The sequence below is a fragment of the Candidatus Methylomirabilota bacterium genome (assembly GCA_035764725.1).
Taxonomy (GTDB): domain Bacteria; phylum Methylomirabilota; class Methylomirabilia; order Rokubacteriales; family CSP1-6; genus DASRWT01.
Genome location: DASTYT010000095.1, coordinates 1 through 27,000, shown reverse-complemented (window position 1 = coordinate 27,000; position 27,000 = coordinate 1). Strand labels below are relative to the sequence as shown.

Below are 27,000 nucleotides of genomic sequence, written 5' to 3'. Positions count from 1 at the left end.
GTCGCTCAGCGGCTCGCCTCCGGCGACGGGGACGGCGTTGGGGAGCCCAGGTAGGAGGAGACGAAATTGTAGGCTCCCGCGGTGCGTGCGAATCGGTCGAGACGGAACGGCGCCAGGCTCACCGGCGGCGTGGCACCCGTGACGAGGGCCGCCATCATCTCCCCGACGGCGGGCGCCAGCTTGAAGCCGTGGCCCGACAGTCCCGTCGCCACGTAGAGGCCCGGCAGGGGCGACTCGTCGAGGATGGGCATCCAGTCCGGCGTGATGTCGAAGGCGCCCGCGTAGCCCTGCTTGAAGCGTGCGTCCGCCAGCGCGGGGATGGCGCGCGCCGTCCTGGCCAGGGCGATGCTGGCCTCGTCGAAGCCGGCCTCCGCGCCCAGGAGATCCGCGTCCATGGGGTGCTCGGTCTCGTCGTCGGTGAGCGAGCCCGTCAGGGTGAGGCCGCCCGTCTCCGGCCGCGCGTAGGCGCCGCCGGCGAGGTCCAGGTACACCGTGTGGGCGGGCCCGAACGCGGCATCGCGCTCCACGATGAACACGGGGTGGCGCCCCACGACGATGGGGAGCTCGTGGCCGGCCAGGCGCGCCACCCGCGGCGACCAGAGCCCGGCGGCGTTGATGACGATGGGCGCGTCGATGTGGTCGCCCGCCGCGGTGTCCACCCCGACCACGCGGCCGCCGGCCTGACGGATCGCCGTCACCGCCACGCCTTGCTCGATCACGGCGCCGCGTTTGCGTGCCGCATCCGCATAGCCCGCGGTCACCGCGGAGGGATCGCCGTAGCCCGAGCCGGGCTCCCACAGCAGCGCGCCCAGTCCCGAGGCATCGATCCGCGACTCGATGCGCTTGAGGTCGGCCGGCTCCACGATCTCGGCGCGCACGCCGATCTGGCGCTGAAGCGCCAGCGTCCGCTCCAGCGAGGGGCGCATGGCGGCGGACACCCCGATGAGCGCGCCGGAGCGCACGAAGCCGGAGGCGCCGCCCACCGCGTCACCGAACCGCTCGAACACCGCCAGAGAGCGCAGCACCATCTCGCTGGTCTCGCGCGTGGGATAGAGCTGCCGAATGATGCCGACAGAGCGGCCGGTGCCGCCCGCGCCCACGAACTTCTTCTCGAGCACCAGCACGCGCTTGAGGCCGAGCCCCGCGAGCTGGAATGCGGTGGAGACGCCGGTGATCCCCCCGCCGATGATGACGCAGTCGGCGGCGCGACTGGTCACGGCAGGAGGCGAACCGGATCGCCGTGGCGAACCGTTCCCGTCCGCACGACGCGGGCGTAGACGCGGCTCGCGCCCGGATGGCGCGTTTGGGAGACGCGGGCGTAGTCGCCGCCCATGAACGAGGCGCGGATGTTCGCGCACGGGCTCGTGTAGCGGGTGACCTCGAGCAGCACGTCCTCCCCCAGCAGCAGGCGCACGCCCGGCGTTACCGCCGTCCAGTCGATGCCCTCCAGGGTGAGATTCTCTCCGATGTGGCCGGGCTCGATGGGGTGGCCCTCGGCCTGGAGTGCGCGGATGGTTTCGAGGGCGAAGAGACAGACCGCGCGCTCGGGGCCGCCGTGGTAACGGAGGTCGCGCTGGGCGTCACCGGCCACGCCGCTCGCCGTGACCTCGGCGGCCTCGACGGCACGCTTGGGGACACCGCCGGGCGACACGCTGATCTGGGCGATACGCCCGGAGCCCATCAGAGCGCGACCTCGGTCCCGACATTCGACGCCACGGCTCGATCATAAGCCAGGCGTGCCGTAGCCGTATCCTCCAAGGCGAAGCCGACGGACTTGAAGAACGTGATCTGGTCCTGCGAGGTCCGCCCCCGCTTCCGCCGGCTCACCAGCTCGGCAAGCTCGGCGCGGACATGGCGCTTCGCGATGGCGCCGGCCTTGATCGGGATCAGCACGTCGCCGGCCTCCTCCCAGGCGCCGTCATAGGTGTCGACGACCACGTGGGCGCGGCGCACCAGGCCGGTGTCGATCTCCCGGGTATTCGGACGGAAGGCGCCGACGGCGTCGACGTGGGTGCCAGGCCGCACGTCGCGCCCGTCGAAGAGGGGCGTGGGGGAGGTCGTGGCGCAGGTGATGATGTCGGCCCCGGCCACCGCGCCCCGGCGGTCGCGCGAGAGCCCTACCGTTACGCCCATGTCGCGCGCCATCGTGTCGACGAAGGCTTGGGCCCGGGCGGCGTCACGACCGATCACGGTGACGCGCTCGATGGGGAACACCGCCTGCAGGCACAGGAGCTGGTAGCGCGCCTGGATGCTGGCGCCGAAGCACGCGACGGTCCGGCTGTCCTTTCGAGCGAGATAGCGCGCAGCGAGCGCGGAGGCCGCCCCGGTGCGGATCGCGGTGAGGAAGCCCGCTTCCATGAAGGCCAGCGGCACGCCCGTCTGGGGGTCCGTGAGGAGGTAGGACGCGTGGAGGGTCGGCAGCCCGCGGCGGCGGTTCTTCGGCACGACCGTGACCAGCTTGGTGCCGAGTGCGCGCTGACGTGGCAGGGCGCCCACCATGCCCAGGAAGAGCCCGTCACGCATGGGAAGCACCGCGCGGGGCAGCGTCGCGGCGCGTCCCGCCGCTGCCTCGCGGAACGCCCCTTCCACGGCGGTGATGACGTCGCCGGGTGTGAGCAGCCGCTCGAGGTCCTGGCGGCCGAGGATTCGCATGGAGATCGAGGGGCGCTACGCGATCTTTCTCTTGATCATTCGCTTCACGTGGGCCTCCAGCACGACTTCGCCACGCTGATTGGTGACGGTGTGGACATAGGAGACGATGCCCCGGTCGGGCTTCTTGGTCTCGCGCTTGTCCGAGATCGTGACGGCGACCCGGATAGTGTCACCCGCCAGCACCGGCGCGACGATCTTGATCTCGCCGCCGAGGTAGGACATGCCGGTGCCGTGGATCAGCCCGGTCTGCATGATGAGGCCCTCGGAGAGGGCGAAAGTGAAGGCACCGGGGGAGGGGCGGCCCTTGAACACGGACTCGCGGGCCACGTACTCCATGTCGAGGAAGAGCGGCTCGTTGAAGCCGCAGAGATTGACGAAGGCGCAGATGTCGGCTTCCGAGACGGTGCGGGCGAGGGTCTCGTAGCGGGCGCCCACCTGATGCTCCTCGAAGGTCAGGCCATGCGTTCTCATGGGTCTCTCCGTTTCAGGCCTCGCCCAGATAGGCGCGGCGCACTTCGGGATTGCCGGCGAGCTCGGCGGCGGGGCCTTGCAGCGCCACCATGCCGGTCTCCAGCACATAGGCACGGCCGGCGATGGACAGCGCCATCGCGGCGTTCTGCTCCACCAGGAGAATCGTGACGCCCTGGCGGTTGATCGTCTGCACGGTCTCGAAGATCTGCTCCACGAGGACCGGCGCCAGCCCCATCGACGGCTCGTCGAGCAGGAGCAGGCGGGGCCGGGCCATGAGGGCGCGGCCGATGGCCAGCATCTGCTGCTCGCCCCCGGAGAGCGTGCCCGCCACCTGGATCCGACGCTCCTTGAGGCGCGGGAAGATCGCGAACACGCGCTCGACGTCCTCGGCCACGCCCTTGTCGGAGCGGGTGTAGGCGCCCATCTCGAGGTTTTCGAACACGGTGAGGCGGTTGAAGATGCGCCGGCCCTCGGGTACGTGGGTGATGCCGCGGAGCACGATGTCGTGGGACGCGATGCCGAGGAGGGAGGTGCCGTCCAGCCGCACGTCGCCGCCCCGCGCGGCGAGGAGCCCCGACACCGTCTTCAGGGTGGTGGTCTTGCCCGCGCCGTTGCTGCCGAGGAGGGTGACGATCTCGCCCGAGGCCACCCGGAAGGACACACCCTTGAGGGCATGGATCTCGCCGTAGTAGACGTGGAGATCCTGGACCTCGAGCATGCCGGTCTCAGCCACCGGCGCTCCCCGCCGCGTAACGCTTGCGGCCCAGGTACGCCTCGATGACCCGCGGGTTGCCTTGCACCTCGGCGGCCTGGCCCTCCGCGATCTTCTGGCCGTAGTCGAGCACGGTCACGCGGTCGGAGACCTCCATGACCACACGCATGTTGTGCTCGATGAGGAGCACGGTGAGGGAGAGCTCGCGCACGAGCCGGCGGAGGAGATCCATGAGGCCGCGTGCCTCGCCCTGGGTCATGCCGGCGGTGGGCTCGTCCAGGAGGAGGAGGGCGGGACGAGAGGCGAGGGCCCGGCCGATCTCGAGGCGCCGCTGATCGCCGTAGGGGAGATTGCGGGCGATCTCGTTGGCCTTCGGGCGCAGGCCGACCAAAGAGAGCAGCTCGCCGGCGCGGGCCCACAGCGCCCCTTCCTCGCGCGCCCATCGCGGTCCGCGCCCGAGGACGTCCCAGAGGCCGAGGGGGATCCGCGAGTGCATGCCGACGAGCACGTTCTCCACCGCCGTCATGTTGGAGAAGAGGCGGATGTTCTGGAACGTGCGGCAGATGCCCAGCGCCGTGATCTGATCCGGCCGCTTCCCCAGCACCGGCGTGCCCCGGAACGTCACCGTGCCCTCCTCGGGGACGTAGATGCCGGTGAACACGTTGAAGAAGGTTGTCTTGCCCGCGCCGTTGGGGCCGATGATCGACGCGATCCGGCCTTCGTCCAGCGTGAAGTCGACATTGTCGAGCGCGGTGAGGCCGCCGAAGCGCTTCGAGATGCCGCGGGCCTCGAGGAGGACGGTCATGTCAGTGGGGTTCGCCGGCGCCGTCGGTCAGCTCGCGATGGCGCCGCCGCGCGGGCAGGATGCCCTGGGGCCGGAAGATCATCATCAGCACGAGTATCAGCCCGAACACCATGCGCTCGTACTTCGCCGGCTCGAGCTGGGTGGGGAGGTTCTGAAGGCTCCAGCCGAAGATGGTGGTGCCGGCGTTGCGCAGCTCGTTGAGCCAGAGGGACAGGCCCTTGAGCACCTGGAGGTTCAACACGGTGACCACGGTGGCACCCAGGATCGCGCCCGGGATCGACCCCATGCCGCCCAGGATGACCATGGCGAGCACGCCAATGGACTCCATGAACGTGAAGGACTCCGGATTGATGAACACCTGCTTGGCGGAGAACAGCACCCCCACCGTGCCCGCGAACGAGGCGCCGCACGCGAAGGCGAGGAGCTTGGAGCGGACAAGGGGCACGCCCATTGCCTGGGCGGCGGTCTGGTCCTCGCGGATCGCTTCCCACGCGCGCCCGATGTGGGAGTCTTCCATTCTCCTGTTGACCAGCACCGTGAGTCCCACGATGGCGAGCACGATGAAGTAGAGGTAGAGGGGATAGATGACATTGGGGTCGGGATCGATTCCGATGGCGCGGAGGACGGGGGCGAAGAAGATGGGCGGCCGCGAGATCGGGGTGATGCCCTTGGGCCCGTTGGTGAAGTTGATGGGCTTGTCGAGGTTGTTCGCGAGCACGCGAATGACCTCGCCGAAGCCCAGAGTGACGATGGCGAGATAGTCCCCGTGCAGGCGCAGCACGGGGAGCCCGAGCAGGATGCCCGCGCCCGCCGCCATGCCCACGCCCACGAGCAGGAACAGGAAGAACCAGCCCTGGGCGAGGGGGAAATGCTCGCCCGGGAGGAAGAGATTGGCCTGGGGCGAGCCGAATACCGCCCAGGTGTAGGCGCCGACCGCGAAGAAGGCCACGTAGCCCAGGTCGAGCAGGCCGGCGAGTCCGACCACGATGTTGAGGCCGAGGGCCAGGGCCACGAAGATGCCGACCTGGATGGCGATCTCGAGGTAGTAGCCGTTGATCGAGCCGAGCAGCGGCATGAGCACGCCGAGGGTGGCGGCGGCGAGGGCGCCCTTCACCCACCCCGGCATCCGCGCGAAGTAGAGGACGAGGATCGACGCCTGGAACAGCATGAAGGCGACGATCGAGCGCGGGAAGTGCGAGACGGCGTAGGCGGTGACGAGGATCAGCCCGACCGAGATGATAAATGCCGGGACCGGCTGGGCCAGCAGGCGCTTCACAGGCGCCCTCGCTTCGCTCGGGAGCCCATTTCCATGTTCGCTCGGCTCGCCTTCGGCTGCGCCTCGCCCATCAGGCCCGCTCGCGCACGACTTCGCCGAGGAGTCCCTTCGGCCGGAAGATCAGGATGAGGATGAGGATCGAGAAGGCGAAGATGTCCTTGTACTCGGCGCCGAACGCCCCGCCTGTGAGCAGCGAGAGATAGGACGCGGCGAAGGCTTCGAGGAGGCCGAGGACGAGACCGCCCAGCATGGCCCCGGGGATGTTGCCGATGCCGCCCAGCACCGCGGCGGTGAAGGCCTTGAGCCCGGGGATGAAGCCGCTGTAGGGGTTGATCAGGCTGTACTGCACGCCAAACAGCACCCCCGCCGCCCCGCCCATGGCCCCGCCGATGAGGAAGGTCAGCGAGATCATCCGGTTCACGTTGATGCCCATGAGGCTGGCGGTGGCCTGATCCTCCGCCACCGCCCGGATGGCCTTGCCGATCTTGGTGCGGTTCACGAGGACGTGGAGCCCCCACAGCATGAGGAGCGAGGCCACGATCACCACGAGCGACTTCACCGACACGTCGATCGTCTCGGTGAGGGTGAAGCGGAAGTTCAGTATCTCCATCGTCGGGTAGACGAGATTGAACTGGTTCCGCCAGATGCTCTCGAAGAGCCGCACGGAGTCCTGGAGGAAGAACGACACCCCGATGGCGGAGATGAGCGGGATCAGGCGCGGGGCGCCGCGGAGCGGCCGATAGGCGATGCGCTCCACCGTGACGGCGAGGAGCCCGCTCGCGAGCATGCCTAGCAGCAGCACGATGAGCAGGATGAGGAAGGGCGAGATCAGGTCGATCCAGCCCAGCGCCTTGAAGGTGAGGAGGATCTCGACGCCCACGAAGGCGCCCACCACGAAGATCTCGGAGTGGGCGAAGTTGATGAACTCGAGGACGCCATACACCATCGTGTATCCGAGGGCGATCAAGGCGTACATGAAGCCCAGGATCAGGCCGTCCAGGAGGACCTGCGGGAAGATGCCGATCAGGAGCTCGAAATCCATGGGCTACAAATCACGAAGGGGAGGGGCCGTTAGCCGGCCCCTCCCCTTCGAGGGTGCATGCTGCGTGATCAGGACTTCTTGAGCGGCGGAGCCGCGATGGACAGCCGCTTCACTTCCTTGTTCTCGCCCCACTTCGCCGGATCCTCGGACGCCACCTGGAGGACGAAGTAGAGGGCCTTCTTGGGGTCGCCCTTGTCGTCGAACTCCACCGCGCCGGTGAGGCCGGTGTGCTTGGTCTTGCGGACGGCCACCGAGACCTGCTCGCGGCTCGGCACCTTGCCGCCGGCCGCCTTGGCCGCGGCTTCGATCGCCTTCATGCCGATGGCGGCAGCGTCATAGGCCTGCGCCGCGAACGGCTCCGGGTCCTTCTTGAACTTGTCCTTGTACTCCTTCGCGAAGTCCTTGGCCGCGGGATACACGGACACCGGGCCGGCGACGGAGGTGTAGAACATGCCCTTCACCGCTGTCCCCGCGATCTTGGTGAGGTCCGAGGAGTCCATGCCGTCCGGCCCCATGAAGGCGGCCTTGATGCCCTTCTCGCGCGCCTGCTTGAAGAACGGCGCGGCCTGATCGTAGATGCCGCCGAAGTAGATGACGTCGGGGTTCTTGGCCTTGATGGGGGTGAGGATCGGGTCGAAGTTCGACTTCTCCTCGGTGCCCTCGAAGCCCAGGACCTTGATGCCCTTCTTCTCGGCGTCGGCCTTGAAGAACTCCGCCACGCCCTGGCCGTACGTCGTCTTGTCGTGGATCACGTACGCCGTCTTGTAGTTCTTGGACTTCGCGAAGTCCGCGCCTACCGAGCCCTGCACGTCGTCACGGCCGCACACGCGGCTGACGTTGAGGTAGTTGCGGTCGGTGACGGTGGGGTTGGTGTTGGCGGGCGAGATCATCGCGAGCTGCGACTCCTTGTACTTCTCCGACGACGGAATCGCGACGCCCGAGTTCAAGTGGCCGACGACGAGGAGGATGTCCTTGTCGGCAATGATGTTGGCCGCGTTGGCCACGCCGACGTCCGGCTTGGCCTGGTCGTCGAAGGGAACGAGCTCGACCTTGAAGCCCATCTTCTCGAGAGGCCCCTTGAGCTTGTCCACCGCAAGCTGCGTGCCGAGCTTGATGCCCTCGCCCAGCGCGGCCTGACCGCCCGAGAGCGGGCTCTGCGTCGCGATCTTGATCGTGCCCTTGGATTGGGCAGGCGTCTCGGCGCCCCAGGGGAGCACCAGCGCGAGGGCCGCGAGGGCCACCAGGACGAACCGGAACCGTGCATGTCTCATCGCTTCATTCCCTCCAAGACGATTGAGCGGGTGTGGGGTTTGAGGTCGCAGGCATTATAGCGATTTCTTCCTCCCCGTCAACGTTCCCGACCAGCGGGAGCGCAGGCGGCAATCGCCTTGAGGAATCGCGTGGTTGCCGCCTGCGGGTCCGGAGCCCCGCAGACCGCCGAGATCACCGCCACGGCGTCCGCGCCAGCCCCCATGACTTCCCCCACGTTCGCCTCCGTGATCCCCCCGATGGCCACCAGCGGCACGTGGATGTCCGGCCGGACCCGACGCACCAGGGCAGGCCCGACGAGCTGGAAGCCGGGCTTGCTGACGGTGGGAAACATGCTCCCGACCGCCACGTAGTCGGCGCCATCCGCCACTGCCCGGCGGGCCTGGTCAGGGTCGTGGGTCGAGACGCCCAGGCGCATGGTCGGCGGCAGGATGCGCCGGGCCGCCGCGGCGGGCAGATCGTTCTGGCCCACGTGAAGGCCGTCCGCCTCGACGGCGAGGGCGAGGTCGGCGCGGTCATTTACGAAGAAGAGCGCGCCGGCGGCGCGGCAGCGGGCGCGCAGCGCGCGCGCGAGCGGGAGCAGCTCGGCCATCGACTGGGTCTTCTCGCGGAGCTGGAAGAGCCGCCCGCCGCCCGCGAGGACGGCGTCGAGGAGCTCGGGTAGCGGCCGGCCCCGCGCGGCGTCGCGGTCGAGGATGACGTAGAGCGGGGAGGGCAGCCGCACGCTAGAGCGCGTGCTCGAGGCGCGGGAGCGAGAACTGCCCCGACACGAAGGCGGGGTCGGACAGGAGCTTCTGGTGGTACGGGATCGTGGTCTTCACGCCCTCTACGATCGTCTCGGCGAGGGCGCGCTGCATGCGGGCGATGGCCTCCGCGCGGTCGGCGCCGTGCACGATGATCTTGGCGATCAGCGAGTCATAGTGCGGCGGGACCACGTACCCGGCGTAGAGATGGCTGTCCACCCGCACGTTGCGTCCCCCCGGCGGCACCCACGCGGTGACGCGGCCCGGCGAGGGCGCGAAGTTCTCCGGATCTTCCGCGTTGATCCGGCACTCGAGCGCGTGCCCGTTGAAGCGCACGGCGTCCTGCTTGTAGCCGAGCGCCTCGCCGGAGGCGATGCGGATCTGCTCGCGCACGAGGTCCAGCCCGGTGATCATCTCGGTGACCGGGTGCTCGACCTGGATCCGCGTGTTCATCTCGATGAAGTAGAAGCTGCCGTCGCGCGCGACCAGGAACTCCACCGTGCCCGCCGAGACGTAGTTGACGGCATTGGCCACCGCGAGGGCCGCGCGGGCGAGCCCCGCGCGCGTCTCCGCCGAGATCGACGGCGCGGGCGATTCCTCCACGAGCTTCTGGTGACGCCGCTGCACCGAGCAGTCGCGCTCGCCCATGTGGAGACGAATGCCGTTCTTGTCGCCCATCACCTGCACCTCGACGTGACGCGCCTCGTCCACGAACTTCTCGAGGTAGAGCTCGGAGGACGAGAAGGCCTTCTGGGCCTCCGCCTGGCAGGTGGCGAACGCGCGCGGCATCTCCTCGCGCGCGCGCACGATGCGCATGCCGCGGCCTCCGCCGCCCGCCGCGGCCTTGAGCATCACCGGATAGCCGACGCGGTCGGCCAGCTCCTGGGCGTCGTCCACCCCGGGCAGCGGCCCTTCGCTGCCGGGCACGACGGGCGCGCCCGCCGCCTTCGCCATCTCGCGTGCCTGGGCCTTGTCGCCCATGAGGCGGATGGCCTCCGGCGAGGGCCCGATGAAGGTGATCCCGCACGCCCGGCAGATCTCCGCGAAGGCGGCGTTCTCGGAGAGGAGGCCGTATCCGGGGTGAATGGCCTCGCTGTCCGTGATGGAGGCGGCGGAGATGATGCTCGGGATGTTGAGGTAGCTCCCCCGGGACTCCGGAGGGCCGATGCAGATGGACTCGTCGGCGAGGCGCACGGGCAGCGAGTCGGTGTCCGCGGTGGAGTGGGCGATCACCGTCTGGATCCCCATCTCGCGGCAGGTCCGGATGACGCGCAGGGCGATCTCGCCGCGATTCGCGATCAGGATCTTGTGGAACACGCGGGCCCGCTCAGGCCTTCGGGTCGATGAGGAAGAGCGGCTGGCCGAACTCGACGGGCTGGCCATTGTCCACCAGGATCCGGGCGATGCGCCCGGCCACCTTGGCCTCGATCTCGTTCATCAGCTTCATCGCTTCGATGATGCAGAGTACCTGCCCGTCCTTCACCACGTCCCCCTCCTGGACGTAGGGCGCGGCCTCGGGCGCCGAGGCCCGGTAGAAGGTGCCCACCATGGGCGCCTCCACCTTCACGAGGTGCGCCGCCAATGCCGGCTCCGCCACGGGAGCGACCTGCGGCGCGGCGGGCGCCGCGCCCTCGACACGCGGAGCCGGCGCGGCCACCACCGCGCCCCGCTCGCGCACCACACGGATGCGGGCGCCGCCCTGCTCGACTTCCAGCTCGGCAAGGTCGTGCTTGACCGCGAGCTCCACCAGTTCGGTCACGGTGGGCCGCGCCGGGCCCGCCGCGGGGACCTTCCCGCCGGGCTTGCGGTATGCCACGGGCGCTACCGCGCCGCCGCGACGCGGCCCAGGTACTCGCCGCTGCGGGTGTCCACCTTGACCACGTCGCCCTCGTTGAGGAAGAGCGGGACCTGCACGACCGCCCCCGTCTCCAGCGTGGCGGGCTTCGAGCCGCCCGACGCGGTGTCACCCCGGATGCCGGGGTCGGTCTTGACGATCTGGAGATCCAGGAAGTTGGGCAGCTCGACCGTCGCGGGGCTCCCGTCGATCAAGAGCATCTCCACCTCGGTGTTCTCCTTGAGGTAGTCGCGCGCGTCTCCCACCTCGTCGTCTGAGAGCGAGATCTGCTCATAGGTCTCGAGGTCCATGAAGTGGTAGCGCTCGTCTTTGTAGAGGAACTGCATGCGCTTCTCGTCGAAGTCGACCAGCTCCACCTTTTCACCCGCTCTGAAGGTATTGTCGATGACTCGACCTTGCTTCATGTGCTTGAGCTTGGTCCGCACGAACGCGCCACCCTTGCCGGGCTTGACGTGCTGGAAGTCGACGATGCTGTACGGCTGGCCATCGAACTGGATCTTGAGCCCCTTCTTGAAATCCGCGGTGGACACCTGCATCGCGCTATGGCCCTTTCCGTCGCTGCATCTTGAGTCGAATCGCCTGCTCCAGCCGCTCCCGGGCGCCCGACGCGCCCGGCTCCTTCCGGAGCACGCGCAGGAGAACCTGCGCCGCCTCGTCCACGAGACCTTGCTCGAGGCACAGCGCCCCGAAGCTCTCGGTTGCGAACGTATCGTCACCGAGGAGCGCCGCCAGCGGCGATCCCTCGGGCGCCCGGCCCCGGCCGCGCAGCATTTCGGCCGCCAGCCGCGACTCGCGGTCCGACGGGTCCAGGCGCGCGGCCTGTTCGAGCTGCTCCAGCGCCGCATCGAGGTGCCCCGCCTTGCGGTGGATCTCGCCCAGCAGACGGTGCGCCTCCGCGTCCCGCGCCCCCGCCGTCACGATGGTCTCGAGCTCACGCTGAGCGCGGTCGAGCCGGCCCTCGTCGAGCAGCGTCTTGGCGAGGATCAGCCGCGCCGTCGCGTAGTGCGGAAAGCGTGTGAGCCCCTCCTCGCAGAGCCGGATCGCGTCCTGGGTGCGGCCCGCCTTGCGGTAGGCATCCGCCAGGGGGGCGAAGGCGAGCGACGAGGGGTCCTTGGCCAGTCGTTCTTCGTAACGGCGGATGACCGCGGCATGCGCGGCATCCTCGGCCGCCACACCGGAGCCGGCCCGAGGAACCGGCTGAATCATGGCGAGTCCTTTTATACGCGGCGGCGCGAACTCCGTCAACCTACCGGCCTCCGAGGAGGGCCTGCGCCCGCGCGAGGTTCGACTGCGCCTCCCGGTACCCGGGGCGCAGCCGCACCGCTTCCTGGAAGTGGACCGCCGCCACGTCGATTCGGCCCTGCTGGGCGAGGGCCAGGCCGAGATTGTTGTGCGCCTCGGGCGACTCGGGACGGAGCCGTAGCGCTTCCGCAAAGTAGCCGGCGGCAGCTGTCACGTCCCCGCGCCGCGCGTAGAAGATGCCGAGATTGCCCTGCGCGTCCGCGGAGTCCGGCCGGAGCCGGGCCGCTTCGCGGAGATGCCGAAGAGCCTCCTCGCTACGCCCTTCCGCGTCCAGCGTCGCGCCCAGGTTGCCATGGGCGTCCGCGTTGTCGGGCGCCAGCCGAAGGGCCTCGTCATAGGCGGCGATGGCTTCGCCGACCTGGCCCTGGCGCGCGCGCACCATGCCGAGGTTGCTCCACGCCGCGGAGTAACGCGGCTTGAGCCGCACGGCCTCGGCGAGGCTCCGGGCGGCGCCGGTGACGTCGCCGAGCTGGGACTGCGCCAGGGCCAGGTTGTTCCACGCCTCCGCGTAGGTGGGGCGCAGTCGCAGCGCCTCCCGGTAGTGCGGAATGGCCTCCCGCGTCCCGCCCGCTCGGGCGAGGACGAGCCCGAGGTTCGAGTGCGGCACCGACGATGGCGCGACGGCGAGGGCGCGGCGCCAGAGCGACTCCGTGTCCTGCCACACGCGCGTCTGCCGCCAGGACAGGGCGCCAAGCACCACGAGCACGAGGGCAGTCACGGCGAGCGCGGCGCGCGCCCGCCGCGCCAGCCCGTCCTCCGCCACCAGCCGGGTGACGCCGGCGCCGGCCAGGAGCGCCCATGACAGGCAGGGGAGATAGGTATAGCGGTCGGCCGCGATCTGAAAGCCGTTCTGGAAGAGGCCGGATACGGGGAACAGCATCACCGCGTATGCAGCCCATGCCGCGAGCAGCGCGGGCCACCGCCGGGCGCGGCCGAGCGCCACGACGGTAATCGCCACGATGAGCAGCAGGGCGCCGCCGAAGGGCCAGCGCCAGGGCTCGAGCGTCGGGGGCAGCTCGTACATCGGCGAGAGCCCGAGCGGCAGCAGCGTCTTCTCCAGGTAGAACACGAGCGAGTACGCGGAGATCGCCACGCGGTCGACGATGCCGAACTGCTCCATCGACGAGAGATTGCCCGTGGCGCGGTTGACCGCGATGACGACGGCGGCGGCCACCGCGCCCAGCAACAGGAACGGCACCTTCTCGAGCCAGACCGCACGCGTCCGTGGAGTCAGCCAGCCGCCTGCGGCGGCGCCCAGGCGGCGCAGCGGGTACACGTCGAGGATCAGGAGGACCGCGGGCAGCGTCACCGTCATCGACTTGGCGAGCAGCGCCGCGGCGAAGAGGATCAGGCAGACGAGGTAGCGCAGCCGGCCGCGTGGGCGCGGCGCGCCGTCGGCGCTCCAGCGGCCGAGGTACGTGAGCGTCGCGGCGAGGAAGAGCAGGCCCGCGAGCACGTCGCGCCGCTCGGTGATCCAGGTCACCGACTCGACGCGTAGCGGGTGCACGGCGAACAGCAGCGCCGCCGCGGCGGCGCCCAGCGTCACCGCGAGGCGCGACGCGCGCGGCTGCGCCCGCGCGAGCAGGCGGACGCCCACGAGGTAGAAGAGCGCGCCGGATGCCCCGTGCAGGATCAGGCTGGTGAGGTGATAGCCGAACGGCTCCATGCCCCAGAGGCGCCAGTCCACGGCCAGCGTGAGCCAGGTGAGCGGGATCCAGTGGCCCGTGCGGCTGGTGGTAAGCATCCAGCGCAGCTGCGCGATCCCGAGGCCCCGGTAGTGGGGGTTGTGGAGGAAGTTCTCGCGGTCATCCCAATCGAGGAAGGCGCCGTCGAGTCCCGGCAGGAAGACCACCATGGCGACGAGCGCGAGGCCGAGGGGGACCAGCACGCGCAGCCAGGATGAGTCGAGAGCCCCGCGGCGGAGGCTCCCGCCACCTCCCTCGATCACCCGAGCTCCTGCAGCGTCGCGAGCACCGCCTCCCGCGGCACGTCAGGGACGACCTTGAAGCGGCCGATCTCGGGCGCCAGCACGAAGGGCACGCGGCCGTTGCGCGACTTCTTGTCGCGGCCGAGCGCCTCCAGCACGCTGGCCGGCGCAGCGCCCGAGCCGCGCACCGGCAGCCCCACCGCCTGGAGCAGGGCGGCCTGACGGTGCGTGGTGGCGGCGCTCGCGATGCCGAGACGCTCGGCCAGGCGCGCCTCCGCGATCATGCCGATCGACACAGCCTCGCCGTGAGTCCAGCGGGCGAAGCCCGTCGCCGCCTCCACCGCGTGCCCGATCGTGTGCCCGTAGTTCAGCACCGCCCGCAGCTCGGCCTCCTGCTCGTCGCGCTCGACCACGTGCGCCTTGAGCCGGCACGAGCCCGCGACCACGCGCGTGAGGGTGTCGATGTCGCGGGCGAGCAGGGGCCCGCAGCTCGCCTCGAGGTCGGCGAAGTAGGCCGCGTCCAGGACGATGCCGTGCTTGATGACCTCGGCGAGCCCCGAGCGGAACTCGCGGTCCGGAAGCGTGGTCAGCACGGCCGGATCCACCAGCACCAGGCGCGGCTGATGGAACGCGCCGATCAGGTTCTTGGCCTTGGGATGATCGACGGCGGTCTTGCCCCCGATCGAGGCGTCCACCTGGCCCAGCAGCGTGGTCGGCACCTGCACGAAGTTGACGCCGCGCATGTAGGTGGCGGCCACGAAGCCCGCGAGGTCGCCCACCGCGCCCCCGCCCAGCGCCACCACGGTGGAACCCCGGTCGAGTCCAGCGTCGAGCAGCGCGTCCCAGCCGCGGCCCGCGACCTCCACAGTCTTCGCGCTCTCGCCCTCGGGCAGCTCGACCACCGTGACCTGGAAGCCGGCCCGCTCGAGGCCCTGCCGCACCGGCCGGCCGTGGCGCGCGAGGATGCCGGGGTCGGAGAAGAGGGCGACCTTGGCACCCACGCCGAGACGTCCGAGCTCCTCGCCGACGCGGGCGAGGGCCCCGGGCGCCACCAGGATGCGATAGGAGCGGGAGCCGAGGTTCACCGGGATATCGTGCATGGGTCGAGTGTACCCGCACCGGCCGCGCGCGCGGCCCGCGTTACCAGCTCTTCAGGTACTCCTGATAGGCGCCGTAGTTGCGGCGAATCTCCTCGAGGCTGTCGCCGCCGAACTTCTCGAGGAACGCCTGAGCGAGCACGATGGCCATCATGGCCTCGCCGACCACGCCCGCCGCCGGCACGGCGCACACGTCGCTGCGCTCGACGACGGCCTCCACCGGGGCCTTGGTCTCGAGGTCCACCGAGCGGAGCGGCCGCCGCAACGTCGAGATGGGCTTCATGGCGGCCCGCACGACCACTGGCTGGCCGTTGGTCACGCCGCCCTCGAGGCCGCCCGCGCTGTTGGTGCCGCGCGTGAATCCGCCCGCGGGGTCGAGGAGGATCTCGTCGTGCACCTCCGATCCGGGCCGCCGCGCCGCCTCGAAGCCCATCCCGACCTCGGCGCCCTTGATCGCGTGGATCGAGCAGAAGGCCTGGGTGAGCCGCCCGTCGAGCTTTCGGTCCCAGTGCACGTAGGAGCCCAGGCCCACGGGGCAGCCGAGCCCGACCACCTCGAAGACCCCGCCCAGGGTGTCGCCCTTCCCCTTCGCCGCGTCGATGGCCTCGATCATGGCGCGCTCGGCCTCGGGATCGGCGCAGCGTACCTCGCTGGCCTCGGCCCGGCGCGCGATCTCGTCCCAGGGCAGGGCGAGGGGGCCGATGTGCACGCCGCCGATCTCGGTCACATGGCTCAAGATCGTAATGCCGAACTCGCGGAGGAGCCGTCGCGCGACGCCGGCCACGGCGACCCGGGCGGTGGTCTCGCGGGCGCTGGAACGCTCCAGCACGTTGCGGATGTCGCGGTGGCTGTACTTCATCGCCCCGGCGAGGTCGGCGTGCCCGGGGCGGGGCCGGGTGACCGCCTTGGCGGCGGTCCCGGAGGGTGGCTCGCCCACCGCCATGGTGTCCTTCCAGTTCTCCCAGTCGCGATTCTGGATGGTGAGGGTGAGGGGACTGCCGAGCGTGAGCCCCCACCGCACGCCCGAGGTGATGTGGGCGTGGTCCCGCTCGATCTTCATCCGGCCGCCGCGGCCGTAGCCGCGCTGACGCCGCGCGAGGTCGGCGTCGATATCCGCTTCGGTGAGGGGGAGTCCGGCGGGGAGGCCTTCGATGACGGCGGTCAGGCCCTCACCGTGGGACTCGCCCGCGGTGAGGAACCTGAACGCCCCGTTCACCGTCTCCTTCTATCTGCTGAGCGGCTTCGCCAGAAGGGCGCCGTCAGTCTTGACCAGCGAAGGTGTGAGGAACACGACCAGCTCACGCCCCGTCTCGAAGTTCTCCCGCGCCTTGAACATCCACCCCAGCAGCGGGATGTCGCCGAAGACGGGCACCTTGCGCACGGTGTTCTGCTGCACGGACTGGGTCACGCCGCCGATCACGAGGCGCTCGCCTTCCCGCATGAGCACCTGGGTCTCCGCCTTGCGACGCTGGATGATCGGCACGCTGACGCCCGCCGCCGGGCTGATCGTGTCACCGCGCGAGTTGTTCTCGACCATGACCACCATCTTGATCTTCGTGATGTCCTCGTTGTTGATCTTCTCGCGCGTCACCGTGGGCGTGACGGCCAGCTTCAGCACCGCTTCCTTGAACTGGATCTGCGTACCGGCCGAGCTGACGGTGGCGTAGGGGATTTCTTCACCCAGCGACACCTCGGCCTTGTTGTTCTCCACGGTCACGATCTCCGGGCGCGCGAGCGTCCGGGTCTTGCCCTGGTTCTCCAGCGCCTGCAGGGCCAGGTTGATGTTGAACCGCGACCCCACGATACCGAACGCGATGCCGCCCGCCGGCGTGAAGTTCGAGGCGTTCGGCAGGCTCTGGAACGGGATGTTGACGAGGTTGCCCCCGATCGGCAGGCCAGTCAAGCTGTCGATGGGTAGCAGCCGGCCGAGCGACATATTGGTGTTGCGCGGCTGGAAGCCCTGCACACCGGTCGGCGCTGTCACCACGGTGGAGCCGTCCGGCTGGAGCACACCGCCGACGACCGGCAGGGTCAGGCCCGGCACCGTGCTCGGAGCCGACTGGAAGCCCTGGCCCACCAGAGTCGTGTTCCCGGTGTTGGCCGAGGTGGCGCCGCCCCACTGCACGCCGAGGGCCTCCAGGGCGGTGCGGTCGAGGATCTCCATCCGCGCCTCGATCTTGACCTGCGGAAGCGGGATGTCGAGCTGCTCGCGGATGAGCCGCTTGATCCGCTCGAGATCAGCGGCGTAGTGGCGGATGAAGATCGTGTTCGTCGGCTTGTGGGCGCGGATCGTGATGCCCTTGGCGAGCACATCCTGGCTTACCGAGACCACCGGGGCCGGCGGCGCGCCCGGGCCGTACAGCGCCGAGAACGGCGGCTGATTCGGCAGGGCCAGGTTCGGGCCTGTGCTGGAGATCACCGGGGGCACGCTCGGGATAGTGCCGGAGATGGGCTGTGTGCCCTCCGGCGGGATACCGAGAATGCCCTGGAGCGTCTTGGCCACTTCCTCGGGATCGGCATAGGACAGCCGCACCGTCTCTTCGCGCAGGGGCCCGCGCTGCCGCGCTTCCTCGGCGGCCGCCTCGTTGGCGATTCTCCGGGCGGCGAGATCCTGCTCCTTGATCTGGGCCTCGGCCATCTTCGTGCGCGTGTCGATCTCGGCCTTGAGCTTGGCCTCGTTGACGCGCGCCTCGGCCTCGCGCTCCTTGGTGAGCTGCTCGGTCGAGACGATACGGATGACGTTGCCTTTCTCGACCTTCTGCAGCCCCTTGACCTCGAGGATGGTTTCCAGCGCCTGCTCCCAGGTCACGTTGCGGAGCGAGATCGACACCCGGCCCTTCACGTCCTCGCCGGCCACGATGTTGCGGCCGCTCTCGGCCGCGAGGATGCGGAGGAGATTGACGACGTCGGCGTCCTTGAAGTCCATCGACAGCAGCCGGCCACCATCGGCGGGCGTCGTCGTGGCCTGCGCGATCACCGCCGGATGCGGCACCGCGGGCACCGCCGACGCGGGCGGAGCCACCTCGGTCTTGGCCATGTCGGCCTTCGGCGCCTCGACCTTGGGCTCGGCCTTCACGGGCTCGGGCTTGGGCGCCTCCGCCTTCGCGACCGGCTTGGGCGCCTCCGGCTTGGCCGGCTCGGCCTTGACCGGCTCCGGCGTCTTGGGTGCCTCGACCCGCGCGATGTCCCTGCGGGCCGGCTCGGGCTTCACGGTCTCCGCCTTGGGCGCGTCGGCCTTGGCGACCTCGGCCTTCTTGGGCGCCGCCTTGGGCGCCTCGGGCTTCTCGGCGGGATCCACCGATGCCGTCGCGGAGGGCTCGAGGACGACGGCCAGGCCGTCGGCGCTTTCCTCGATGCGGTAGCCGACCTTGCGGGTCAGTTCCACCACCACGCGCGCCGTTCCCACCTTCCACTGGCTCCCGCGGATTTCCTTGATCGGGTCCACGTCGGGGTTGAGGCGGGTCTTGCTCCAGGCGTAGGCGGCTCCGGTGACGTCGATGACCAGCCGGTTGGGGGTGTCGATGAGCGACGCCGAATAGCTGGGCGTGCCGGTCGTGGCGATCTTGATCGTCACGCCGTCAGTCCGGCTCTCGACCTGGACATTCTTGAGCTGGACCGCGTTCTGAGCCGCGGCGGGAAGGGCCGCGCCCAGGAGCATGAGCAGCGCAATCGTGAGTGCCATGGCTTTCCGAGTCATCGTCCCCACCCCCCTAGTCGGTTCTGAGTCTGAGCGTCACGGAGCCGCCCGCCTGACCGGGTCTGGGCGTCACCGCGAAGCTCACGAAGTCCACGCCGATCTCGGTGACGCGGCCGTCGCCGAGCGTGTCGCCAGCCTTCAGGACGTAGCCGATGCCTTCAGAGGTCTCGACGAGAGCCAGGGGCGAGGTGCGCCCCTGGATCACCCCGACGAGCTTTGCCGAGCCGATCGTGAGCCCCTTGCCGCCGGACGCGATGACCAGCGGCGCGAACGGATCGCGGCGCCCCTTGGCCTCGTAGGGGATCGGCGCCAGCGACGGCCCTGCGTCCGGCTCCTTGGGCGCCACCGGGGCCCGGGGCGCCGACGCGACGGGTCCGGGGGGCGCCGGCGGGCTGCTGCTGCCACAGCCGGCCACGATGAGCGAGGTCGCGGCGGCGAGCACGAGCGCTCTCGTTCTCATCGCTGCCCTCCCGTGGCCGGCGCCGCGGGAGCGGGCTGGCCGGGCTGACCGGGCTGACCCGGCTTGGCGGCCGGCGGGGGCGCGCCTTCCGGACGGAACACGTAGGTCTGCAAGGTGAGCTCGGCCCGCACCGAGCCGGTCGACCGCTCGATGCCGGAAAAGCGGAAATCGCCGAGGTTCACGATGCGGGGGAGGCGCCCCACCTTCTCGAAGAAGGTGCCGAGCTGGTGATAGCCGGACTCCGAGATGATCGCGATGGGCAGCTCGGTGAGGATGGCCTTCTCCTCGGGTGCCCGCGGCTGGAAGAGCGCCAGCCCGAGCCCGGACTGGACGGCGAGGTCGGAGACCTGGCGATAGAGGCGCGGCACCTCGCGCTCGAGGGGCAGGCGCTCCTGCGCGGCCTCGAGGCGCTTGCGGAGCGCGGCGGCCTGCACCCGGAAGGGCCGGAGGTTGGCCTCGTCCGCGCGCGCCTGGACCACCTTGGCCCGGAGCGCCTCGTTGCGGTTCCAGAGCGCGTCCCGCTCGTCCCACTTGGGCTGGATGAGCAGGAAGAAGGAGAGCGCGCCCACCGCCACGAGGCCGATGGCCCCGATGGCGATCTTCTGGGACTTGGGCAGCGCGAGGAGCGGGTCGTAGATGGCCATGGCTCAGATCTCGAAGCGGGCCGACACCTCGAAGGTGATCGTCCGCGGTGACTTGGTGAGATCCTGTCGATGCTCCACCAGATCCACGTCCTTGAACTTCCCCGAGGCGCGGAGATTCGACATGAAGTCGGAAAGGGCGACCGACGAGTAGGTGGTGCCGCCGAAGCGGATCACGCCTCCGCGCTCCTCCATCCGGGTCAGCCAGAGGTCCTTCGGCAGCATGTCGGCCACGGAGTCCATCAGATAGACCGGCCGCGGCTGCATCCGCGCCACCGCCTCGATGGCGTTGACCCGCTTCTCCAGCTCCTCCTTGTCCTTCTTGAACCTCAGGCCCTCGGCGATGACGAGCTGGAGGCGATCGATCTCCTTCTGGTTCTCCGCGATCTCGTTCTGGAGGCGCATGGTCTCCGACTCGAAGAACCACCAGACGCCGCCCGCGAGGACGACGAGCGCCGCGAACAGGATGCCGAACAGGATGCCGAGGTTGAAGGTGGGGACCTGGAACGTGAACCCCTTCTTCTCCCGCGGCGGCGCGAGGTTGATCTTGATCATGCCGGCTTGTCTCCCGGACGACGCATGCCCAGCCCGACCGCCACCGCGAGCACCGGTCCCATCCGGTCGAGCTCGGCGGCGGGGAAGCGTCCCGCATCCACCTGCAGGGCCTGGAAGGGCTTGGCCAGCTCGACGGGAATGCCCCACGACGATGAGAGGAACTCGTCGAGGCCAGCGAGCTGCGCGCAGCCGCCGGAGAGCACGATCTTGGCGATCCGCTCTGACTCTGTGGTCGACGCGAAGTAGTCGAAGGTCCGCTGCACTTCGAGGGAGAGCTCCCGCGAGACCGCCTCGAGCGCCGGGACCATGTCGTCCCAGTTCACGCCCACGTTCTCGCCCCGCTTGGCAGCCTCCGCCTTCTCGAAGGGGATGTTGAGGCGCTGCGCGATGGCCTCGGTGTAGTGATGGCCGCCGAAGGGCACGTCGCGGGCGAAGATCGAGAGGCCATTCCGGATCACGTTGGTCTTCATGATCGAGGCGCCGATGTCGATGAGCGCTACGGCCTCGGCGCCCTCGTTGGGGTGGTTGAGCTCGAACTGGTTCTGGATGGCAAAGGCGTCCAGGTCGACCACCGTCGGCTCGACCCCGGCCTCCTCGACCGCGGCGACGTACTCGAGCACCTTCACCTTCTTGACCGCGACCACCATCACGTCCATGGTGTTCCCGCTCTCCCCGACCACCTGATAGTCGAGAAAGACGTCATCCACCGCGAAGGGGATGTGGTGCTCGGCCTCGAGCACGATGGCGTCGGCCAGCTCCTTGGCGCCGACCTTGGGGAGGGGGACCCGCTTGGTGATGGCCTCCCGGCCGGAGACCGAGATCACCGCCGACTTGCTCTTGATGCCGGCCTTGTCGACGGCCTCCTTGATGGCCTCCGCGACGATGCCCGGCTCGCGGACCGTCCCGTCCGCGATCACGTCACGCGGCAGGGCCACCCGAGCGAATGCCTGGAGCGCGAAGCCGCCGCCCCTGGTCTCCGCGAGCTCCACCACCTTGACCGCGCTGGCCCCGATGTCCAGCCCGAACGTCGCCTGCCTCTTCCCCAGCCCGAACAGCCCCATGGTCGGCTCCCTAGGGATAGGTCTGCGCCCCGCGACATGCGGGGGCGCCTCTATCCGAGGATGATTGACGATCGGCTGAAATCCGCGAGCGCGTGGCTACTCTATATGGGTGATGCGAAAAAACCGGCATTTTCAGTCCATTCTCCCCGTTGTATACGGCCCATCCCATTCCACAGTGCCTTGTGGAACGCGACGAGAGTTCCCGCCGCCGGAACGCCACGAATCTGGCGTCAACTTCTGACCATTACTCGCGCGTCCCGCAAGAGCTACGACAGCAGCGGGCCCCCGGGGGGACCCGCCGCCGATTTAAGCCGTATTCAGGGAATGGTGATGCGGCCGGTGGTCGCAACGGTGACCGTGATGGTCCGGCCGGAGGATGTCTGGGTGATCGTGTAGGTGGCTGCAGGAGTGGCGGCGCCGAGATAGTTGAAGACGGTAGGTGCCCCGACCGCCATCGTGATGCCAGCCGGGAACGGGATATACCCGGTGGAGTTGGTGCCGGCCCCTACCCAGACCGTGCCGGCACAGTTCACGAGGTGGTAGTGCATCCCCGCGCCATCGATGTCGGCGCAGACGCTCTGATTGTTCCGGATCGCGAGCTGCCGGCCCTGGTTCAGCCACGTGGCGACCGACTCCGCCTGTCCCTTGAGCGTGGCGGCCTGCAGGTATGTCACGAGAAAGGGCACCGAGATCGTGATCAGTATCCCGATGATGGCCACGATCAGGAGAAGCTCGACAAGCTGGAAGCCGCCCTGGCCTTCCGCTCTCCGCGACCGCCGAGCCGTCATGATTGTGCTCCCAGCCTTTCTGCCGGCAAACCGGCTGATAACAATGACCCAGCAAAAAGGAGGCCAATGGTGTCCTTTCGCCGAGGATGGGCGGACACCCGATTAGCCCCGAGGTTTTCGCCACTTACATCGACATTTCCCGCCGTCCAGCCCCCCGTCGTGTTCGCGGTGACAGGAAGTGACCGTGGGGGTGACGTCAGCATGCTGACACGTCCGGTCCGCCCGACATTCACCCTGCGAAGACTCCCAGATACCATTCCAGGAGCGGAACTCCCCAGAAAAGACTCACGGCGCCGCCGAGGGCGAGGAACGGGCCGAAGGGGACGGCGTCCTTCCGCCCCTTGCTGCGGAGGGCGAGGAGGACAATCGCCACGACACCGCCGCTCAACACGGCCAGCAGGGCCGCGACCAGCACGAGCTTCCAGCCCAGGAAGGCCCCGAGCATGGCTCCAAGCTTCATATCCCCGCCGCCCATGCCGCCTCGGCTTGCCACGATGATCACGAAGAACAGCCCCCCGCCGACGAGGATGCCGATCAGGGAGCCCAGCCAGCCGGGTTGGCCGGCTATCGCGCTCAGCACGAAGCCCAGGACGATCCCGGGAAGCGAGATCACATCCGGGATGAGCTGGCAATCCAGGTCGATGGCGGTGATTGCGATGAGCGTAGCGATGAGTGCGAGGCCGGCCACGAGGTGAAGGCCCGTTCCCAGCTCCCAAGCAGCCAGGACGAACAGAAGGCCGGTGAGGAGCTCGACGAGTGGATAGCGCAGGGAGATCGGTTCGCCGCAGTTCCGGCAGCGGGCGCGCAGGAGCGCATAGGAGAGCAGGGGGATGTTATCGAACCAGGCGATGGGCTTCCCGCAGCGTGGGCATGCCGAGCCCGGGTAGACCACGCTTCGACCCTGGGGGACGCGCGCGATGACCACATTGAGGAAGCTCCCCACGCACAGGCCGAAGCCGAACAGGATCGGCGCCAGCACGGCGAAGGGCATCACCGGCCCTTCCCCCCGAGGAAGGCGAGCTGGCGCTCGGCATCTATCAAGTCGGCCTGGCCCGCGCGGGTGAGTTCGGGCTGTGCCCTCAGCCGGGCGATGTAACGTTTCAAGGCGGCGCGGGCCCGGGCCGGCTCGATTCTAGCCGTGACCTCTGCGGTCACGCGGTCGAATACGGCCGCCTCCTCGGTGCCGGGTCGGACGAGGGCCGCCGCCCGGGTGAGGGCCGCCTCGGCCTCCCTATGTCGGCCCGCCCGGCCCAGGGCGCGTGCGACCAGCACGCTCGTGTAGGCCTGCTCGGGATGGATGCGGAGGGACTCCTGAAAGACCTCCACCGCTCTGGCGGGCTCCTCCCTCAGGAGGTAGAGCTGGCCGAGGAACCCAAGGACATTGGGATTCTTCGGCGCCAGGCGCTCGGCGTCGAGTGCGTGCCGGAGGCCGGCTTCGCGCTCGCCCAGGATCGTCTCGGTCAGACCCAGACCGACGAGCGCGCGCGGATTGGCCGGGGCGATCTCGACGGCCCGCTTGAAGTGCGCATGGGCTTCGGCGATCTCGCCGCGAGGAAGCTGGACCAAGGCGAGATTCACATGCGGCAGATCGGAGTCCGGCGAGGTGTCCACCATGTGCAGGTAGAGGTGGTAGTGATCCTGCCAGGGCTCGTTCCGCCAGATCGTGAGTCCGACATAGGCGAGAAGCATCCCCGCCAGCGCGAAGGCGGGCGCCGGTCGAATCTGGTCAGCGGCGACCTTCCCCGCCGCGCCGAGGGCACGGCCGAGCGCCACCCCCAGCAGGACGCAGAAGCCGACCGAGGGGAGGTAGAGGAAGCGCTCCGCCATCACCGCGGTGGGCAGGGGCAGCAGGTTCACCCCGACCGACGGGATCAGGGTGAGCCAGAACCAGAGCGCGCAGAAGCCCCAGCGCGGGGCCCGCACGACCGCCCATGCGGTGGCGGCCAGGAGCACGGTGAGGAAGGCGGCGGCGCCCCACCATGCCAACGGCGGCGGCGCGATGACGGGCACGATCACGTAGTGGGCGTTGGCCGGGAACGGGACCAAGGCCATCCACGCATAGCTCGCCACGATCTTGGTCGTGGTGAGGAGGCGCGTGAGCAGCGTGCCCCAGACGCCGGGATCGGATTCCACGAGGGCGCCCAGCGAGAGCATCCGAACAACGAGGTAGAGCCCGATGACCGCCCCATAGGCGCCGTAGCGCCCGGCCGCCCGCACGAGCGGGCCGTATCGGGACTCCGTTGCGTCGGCCGTCGCGCGGCCGCCCCCAGGTGTCACGAGGAGGTCCCAGAGCACCAGGATCAGGGGGAGCGTCACCGCCACTTCCTTGGCCGTCAGGGCCAGGAAGAATGCGGCGAGCGATCCCGCCAGCACCGGCGCGCTTCCGCCGTCGCGCCAGCGGGCGTAGCCCAGCAGGGCCAGAAGGAACAGCAGCGTGGACAGCACATCCGTGCGCCCCGAGATGAACGTGACCGACTCGGTGTGAATCGGGTGCAGCGCGAAGGCGACGCCGGCAATCGAGGCGGCCAGGAGGTTACCGGTCAGCCGGCGGGCGAGCACGAGCACGGCCAGCGCGGTGGCGAGGTGCGCGAGCAGATTCGTGAGGTGAAAGCCGAACGGATTGAGCCCCCACATGTGGAGGTCCAGGAAGTAGCTCAGCGACACGAGTGGCCGGTAGTAGTGGCTCCCCTCGTGTACCTCCGCCCAGAAATGCGATGCGAGCACCGTGGGGAGCGACGACCATTCTCGCAGGCGCTGGCTGCGCGCCACCAAGAGCACGTCGTCCCACACGAACTCGAACGAGAGCGTCCGCGCGTAGGCGAGCACGGTCGCGACGGCCACCGCGAGGACAGGTCCCCGCATCCCTCGCATCACGGCGTCGTCCTTCCGACCGCGGCGGCGCGGGCCTGCCGTGCTGCGGCGAGCGCCAAGGCCGCCGCAGCCTCGTCGCGCTGACCCGCATTCGAGTGGATCCAGGCGACCTGCAGGGCCGCTGCGCCGTCGGGATCGAGCCGTCGGATCGCGTCCGCCCGCCGAGCCGCCTGCTCGTGCAGGCCCATCCGGCTTTCCACCAGCGCGAGGCTGAGCACCGGCTGTAGCGCCACGGGATTGAGGGCCGCCGCGCGGCCATACTCCACGGCGGCCGCGGCGAGCTGCCCGCGATCCTCGTAGACGTGGCCGAGCCCGTTGGCCGCCTTCCAGGAGGACGGCGAGGAGGCGGCCATCCGCGTGAAGAGCCGCTCGGCGTCGCGCCAGTCCTCGCACCGGTACGCGGTGAGCGCGAGGCTCGCGATCAGGATGACGGCCACGCTGCCGCCCACGGCGAGGGCCCGGACACTGGATGCTGCCCGGAGATCGCGCCATTCGTGGAGGCCCGCCGCGGCCAGCGCGCCGGCCCCGGCCCAGCCCAGCGCCATGGCGAAGGCCGCGGAGGGCAGGTAGAGGAAGCGCTCCGCCATGTGTACCGGCCCGACGGGCAAGAGCGGCGTCGAAGGCCCCGCGGTGAGGAGGAGCCAGGCCACCAGCAAGGCCGGAACGCGGGACCAACGCCAGGCCATCGCGGCGGCGGCCACGAGCGCGAAGAATGCGGCCAGCGACACGAGGGTGGCCCATGTCGTCCAGGTCGCAAGCGGGTGGAGCACGTAGTCGGGATTGGCCGGGAAGGGCGCGACGAGCAGGAGCAGGTAGCGGCCCAGCACGGTGACTCCGGTGGCAAGTCGCGCGGGCAGGGCGTCTGCGTCCACGAGCGGTCCCGCGACGGCGCCGAGGACGAGCCGGCGGAGCGCGAGGGCGCCGAGCGCGAGCACGACAAATGGGGCCACGCGTCCGAGCGCGACCGTGATCTGCTGCCGCGCTGGTTGTGGCCGGCAGAGCTCCCAGGCGAGGAGCACCGCCGGCAAGACGATCGCCGGCTCCTTGGAGAGGATGCTGGCTCCCGCGGCGGCGAGGGCGCCCAGCATCCTGGCGGAGCCGATTCGTGGGGCCCGCGTGTAGCACCCGATGGCCAGGCAGAAGAAGAGGGTCGCGATCACGTCGGTGCGCCCCGACACCCACGCGACTGACTCCGTGTGGATGGGATGGAGCGCGAAGGCGAGGCCTGCGAGCCAGGCCGCCATCGCGCTACCGAGGAGGCGCCTCGCCGCCCAGACGAGGGCGAGCGCTGTCGCCAGGTGATACACGACGTTCATCAGATGGTAGGCCGCCGGCGTGCCGCCGAAGAGGTGGGTCTCGGCGGCGAGGCTCAACGTGACCACGGGCCGGTAGTAGCCGCTACGCGGGCCCTCCAGGCTCCAATCTGCGGTCACGAGCTCGACCAGGGATCCGCGCGCGAGCGCGGAGCCGGGGTGCAGGTAGTGGAGGTCGTCCCAGACCAGATCGAAGGTGGGCACCGCGGCGAAGGCCAGTGATCCGAAGAGCAGCAGGATCAGCACGGGGTGGCGGAGAGCAGCCATGTGGGATGCGGCGTTCGACCTGAAGAAAGAAAAACGGGGGAGGGGCCACGGCCCCTCCCCCGGGTGTGAGTGAAGGTCCTTACGGCAGGCTGACGGTGGTCGAGTCGCCCGACGCCGAGATCGTGAACGCGCCGGAGGCAGTCGAGCTATAGCCATACGCCGTCCAGCCCGCAGGCGCCGCCGGCGTGGAGGCCAT

The 27,000-nt window shown here is 69.6% G+C and carries 26 protein-coding genes; all 26 read right to left on the bottom strand.

The window, feature by feature from the left end; genetic code table 11:
• Positions 1-5: 5 nt before the first annotated feature.
• Positions 6-1,217: an FAD-binding oxidoreductase gene (locus tag VFX14_14835; GenBank protein ID HEU5190958.1), complete on the bottom strand. Its 1,212-nt coding sequence runs from the start codon at positions 1,215-1,217 to the stop codon at positions 6-8.
• On the bottom strand, positions 1,214-1,681 hold the full coding sequence (locus tag VFX14_14830; GenBank protein HEU5190957.1) for an MOSC domain-containing protein: 468 nt from the start codon (positions 1,679-1,681) through the stop codon (positions 1,214-1,216). The genes VFX14_14835 and VFX14_14830 overlap by 4 nt, the downstream gene beginning before the upstream one ends.
• The gene (locus VFX14_14825) at positions 1,681-2,652 is read right to left on the bottom strand and encodes an ornithine cyclodeaminase family protein (GenBank protein ID HEU5190956.1); all 972 of its coding nucleotides are present in this window, start codon (positions 2,650-2,652) and stop codon (positions 1,681-1,683) included. The genes VFX14_14830 and VFX14_14825 overlap by 1 nt, the downstream gene beginning before the upstream one ends.
• Positions 2,653-2,667: 15 nt before the next feature.
• Complete coding sequence (locus VFX14_14820; GenBank protein ID HEU5190955.1) at positions 2,668-3,123, bottom strand: MaoC/PaaZ C-terminal domain-containing protein; 456 nt, start codon at positions 3,121-3,123, stop codon at positions 2,668-2,670.
• 13 nt (positions 3,124-3,136) lie between these two features.
• Positions 3,137-3,841, bottom strand: coding sequence for an ABC transporter ATP-binding protein (locus tag VFX14_14815; GenBank protein HEU5190954.1), 705 nt, complete (start codon positions 3,839-3,841; stop codon positions 3,137-3,139).
• Positions 3,842-3,848: 7 nt separating this feature from the next.
• Complete coding sequence (locus VFX14_14810; protein ID HEU5190953.1) at positions 3,849-4,640, bottom strand: ABC transporter ATP-binding protein; 792 nt, start codon at positions 4,638-4,640, stop codon at positions 3,849-3,851.
• 1 nt (position 4,641) lies between these two features.
• Positions 4,642-5,916 (bottom strand): branched-chain amino acid ABC transporter permease, encoded by a 1,275-nt coding sequence (locus tag VFX14_14805; GenBank protein ID HEU5190952.1) that lies wholly within the window; start codon positions 5,914-5,916, stop codon positions 4,642-4,644.
• A 70-nt stretch (positions 5,917-5,986) separates the two neighbouring features.
• Positions 5,987-6,958, bottom strand: coding sequence for a branched-chain amino acid ABC transporter permease (locus VFX14_14800; GenBank protein ID HEU5190951.1), 972 nt, complete (start codon positions 6,956-6,958; stop codon positions 5,987-5,989).
• A gap of 68 nt (positions 6,959-7,026) precedes the next feature.
• On the bottom strand, positions 7,027-8,229 hold the full coding sequence (locus VFX14_14795; GenBank protein HEU5190950.1) for a branched-chain amino acid ABC transporter substrate-binding protein: 1,203 nt from the start codon (positions 8,227-8,229) through the stop codon (positions 7,027-7,029).
• 77 nt (positions 8,230-8,306) lie between these two features.
• Positions 8,307-8,951: a thiamine phosphate synthase gene (gene thiE / locus VFX14_14790; GenBank protein ID HEU5190949.1), complete on the bottom strand. Its 645-nt coding sequence runs from the start codon at positions 8,949-8,951 to the stop codon at positions 8,307-8,309.
• Position 8,952: 1 nt separating this feature from the next.
• Positions 8,953-10,287, bottom strand: a complete 1,335-nt coding sequence (gene accC, locus VFX14_14785; protein ID HEU5190948.1) for an acetyl-CoA carboxylase biotin carboxylase subunit — start codon at positions 10,285-10,287, stop codon at positions 8,953-8,955.
• A 10-nt stretch (positions 10,288-10,297) separates the two neighbouring features.
• A complete protein-coding gene (gene accB / locus VFX14_14780; protein ID HEU5190947.1) occupies positions 10,298-10,729 on the bottom strand; it encodes an acetyl-CoA carboxylase biotin carboxyl carrier protein in 432 nt (143 codons plus the stop codon).
• Between the two features lie 62 nt (positions 10,730-10,791).
• Positions 10,792-11,361: an elongation factor P gene (efp, locus tag VFX14_14775; protein HEU5190946.1), complete on the bottom strand. Its 570-nt coding sequence runs from the start codon at positions 11,359-11,361 to the stop codon at positions 10,792-10,794.
• Between the two features lie 4 nt (positions 11,362-11,365).
• Positions 11,366-12,031 (bottom strand): tetratricopeptide repeat protein, encoded by a 666-nt coding sequence (locus tag VFX14_14770; GenBank protein HEU5190945.1) that lies wholly within the window; start codon positions 12,029-12,031, stop codon positions 11,366-11,368.
• A 40-nt stretch (positions 12,032-12,071) separates the two neighbouring features.
• Entirely contained in the window at positions 12,072-14,075 is a 2,004-nt protein-coding gene (locus VFX14_14765; protein HEU5190944.1) for a tetratricopeptide repeat protein, read from the bottom strand.
• On the bottom strand, positions 14,072-15,154 hold the full coding sequence (gene aroB / locus VFX14_14760; protein ID HEU5190943.1) for a 3-dehydroquinate synthase: 1,083 nt from the start codon (positions 15,152-15,154) through the stop codon (positions 14,072-14,074). The genes VFX14_14765 and aroB overlap by 4 nt, the downstream gene beginning before the upstream one ends.
• 40 nt (positions 15,155-15,194) lie before the next feature.
• Positions 15,195-16,367 carry a chorismate synthase gene (aroC, locus tag VFX14_14755; protein ID HEU5190942.1) on the bottom strand — a complete coding sequence of 391 codons (1,173 nt, stop codon included), beginning with the start codon at positions 16,365-16,367 and terminating at the stop codon, positions 15,195-15,197.
• Between the two features lie 9 nt (positions 16,368-16,376).
• The gene (locus VFX14_14750) at positions 16,377-18,833 is read right to left on the bottom strand and encodes a secretin N-terminal domain-containing protein (protein HEU5190941.1); all 2,457 of its coding nucleotides are present in this window, start codon (positions 18,831-18,833) and stop codon (positions 16,377-16,379) included.
• Positions 18,834-18,861: 28 nt separating this feature from the next.
• Positions 18,862-19,308, bottom strand: coding sequence for a hypothetical protein (locus VFX14_14745; protein HEU5190940.1), 447 nt, complete (start codon positions 19,306-19,308; stop codon positions 18,862-18,864).
• Positions 19,305-19,952, bottom strand: coding sequence for a type 4a pilus biogenesis protein PilO (pilO, locus tag VFX14_14740; GenBank protein HEU5190939.1), 648 nt, complete (start codon positions 19,950-19,952; stop codon positions 19,305-19,307). The genes VFX14_14745 and pilO overlap by 4 nt, the downstream gene beginning before the upstream one ends.
• A gap of 3 nt (positions 19,953-19,955) precedes the next feature.
• Positions 19,956-20,504, bottom strand: a complete 549-nt coding sequence (locus VFX14_14735) for a PilN domain-containing protein (protein ID HEU5190938.1) — start codon at positions 20,502-20,504, stop codon at positions 19,956-19,958.
• A complete protein-coding gene (pilM, locus tag VFX14_14730) occupies positions 20,501-21,565 on the bottom strand; it encodes a type IV pilus assembly protein PilM (protein ID HEU5190937.1) in 1,065 nt (354 codons plus the stop codon). Before pilM ends, VFX14_14735 begins: the two co-directional genes overlap by 4 nt.
• A 317-nt stretch (positions 21,566-21,882) precedes the next feature.
• The gene (locus VFX14_14725) at positions 21,883-22,353 is read right to left on the bottom strand and encodes a GspH/FimT family pseudopilin (protein ID HEU5190936.1); all 471 of its coding nucleotides are present in this window, start codon (positions 22,351-22,353) and stop codon (positions 21,883-21,885) included.
• A gap of 229 nt (positions 22,354-22,582) precedes the next feature.
• A complete protein-coding gene (locus VFX14_14720; GenBank protein HEU5190935.1) occupies positions 22,583-23,344 on the bottom strand; it encodes a prepilin peptidase in 762 nt (253 codons plus the stop codon).
• Complete coding sequence (locus VFX14_14715; protein ID HEU5190934.1) at positions 23,344-25,215, bottom strand: hypothetical protein; 1,872 nt, start codon at positions 25,213-25,215, stop codon at positions 23,344-23,346. The genes VFX14_14720 and VFX14_14715 overlap by 1 nt, the downstream gene beginning before the upstream one ends.
• A gap of 8 nt (positions 25,216-25,223) precedes the next feature.
• Complete coding sequence (locus tag VFX14_14710; protein HEU5190933.1) at positions 25,224-26,804, bottom strand: hypothetical protein; 1,581 nt, start codon at positions 26,802-26,804, stop codon at positions 25,224-25,226.
• Positions 26,805-27,000 lie beyond the last annotated feature (196 nt).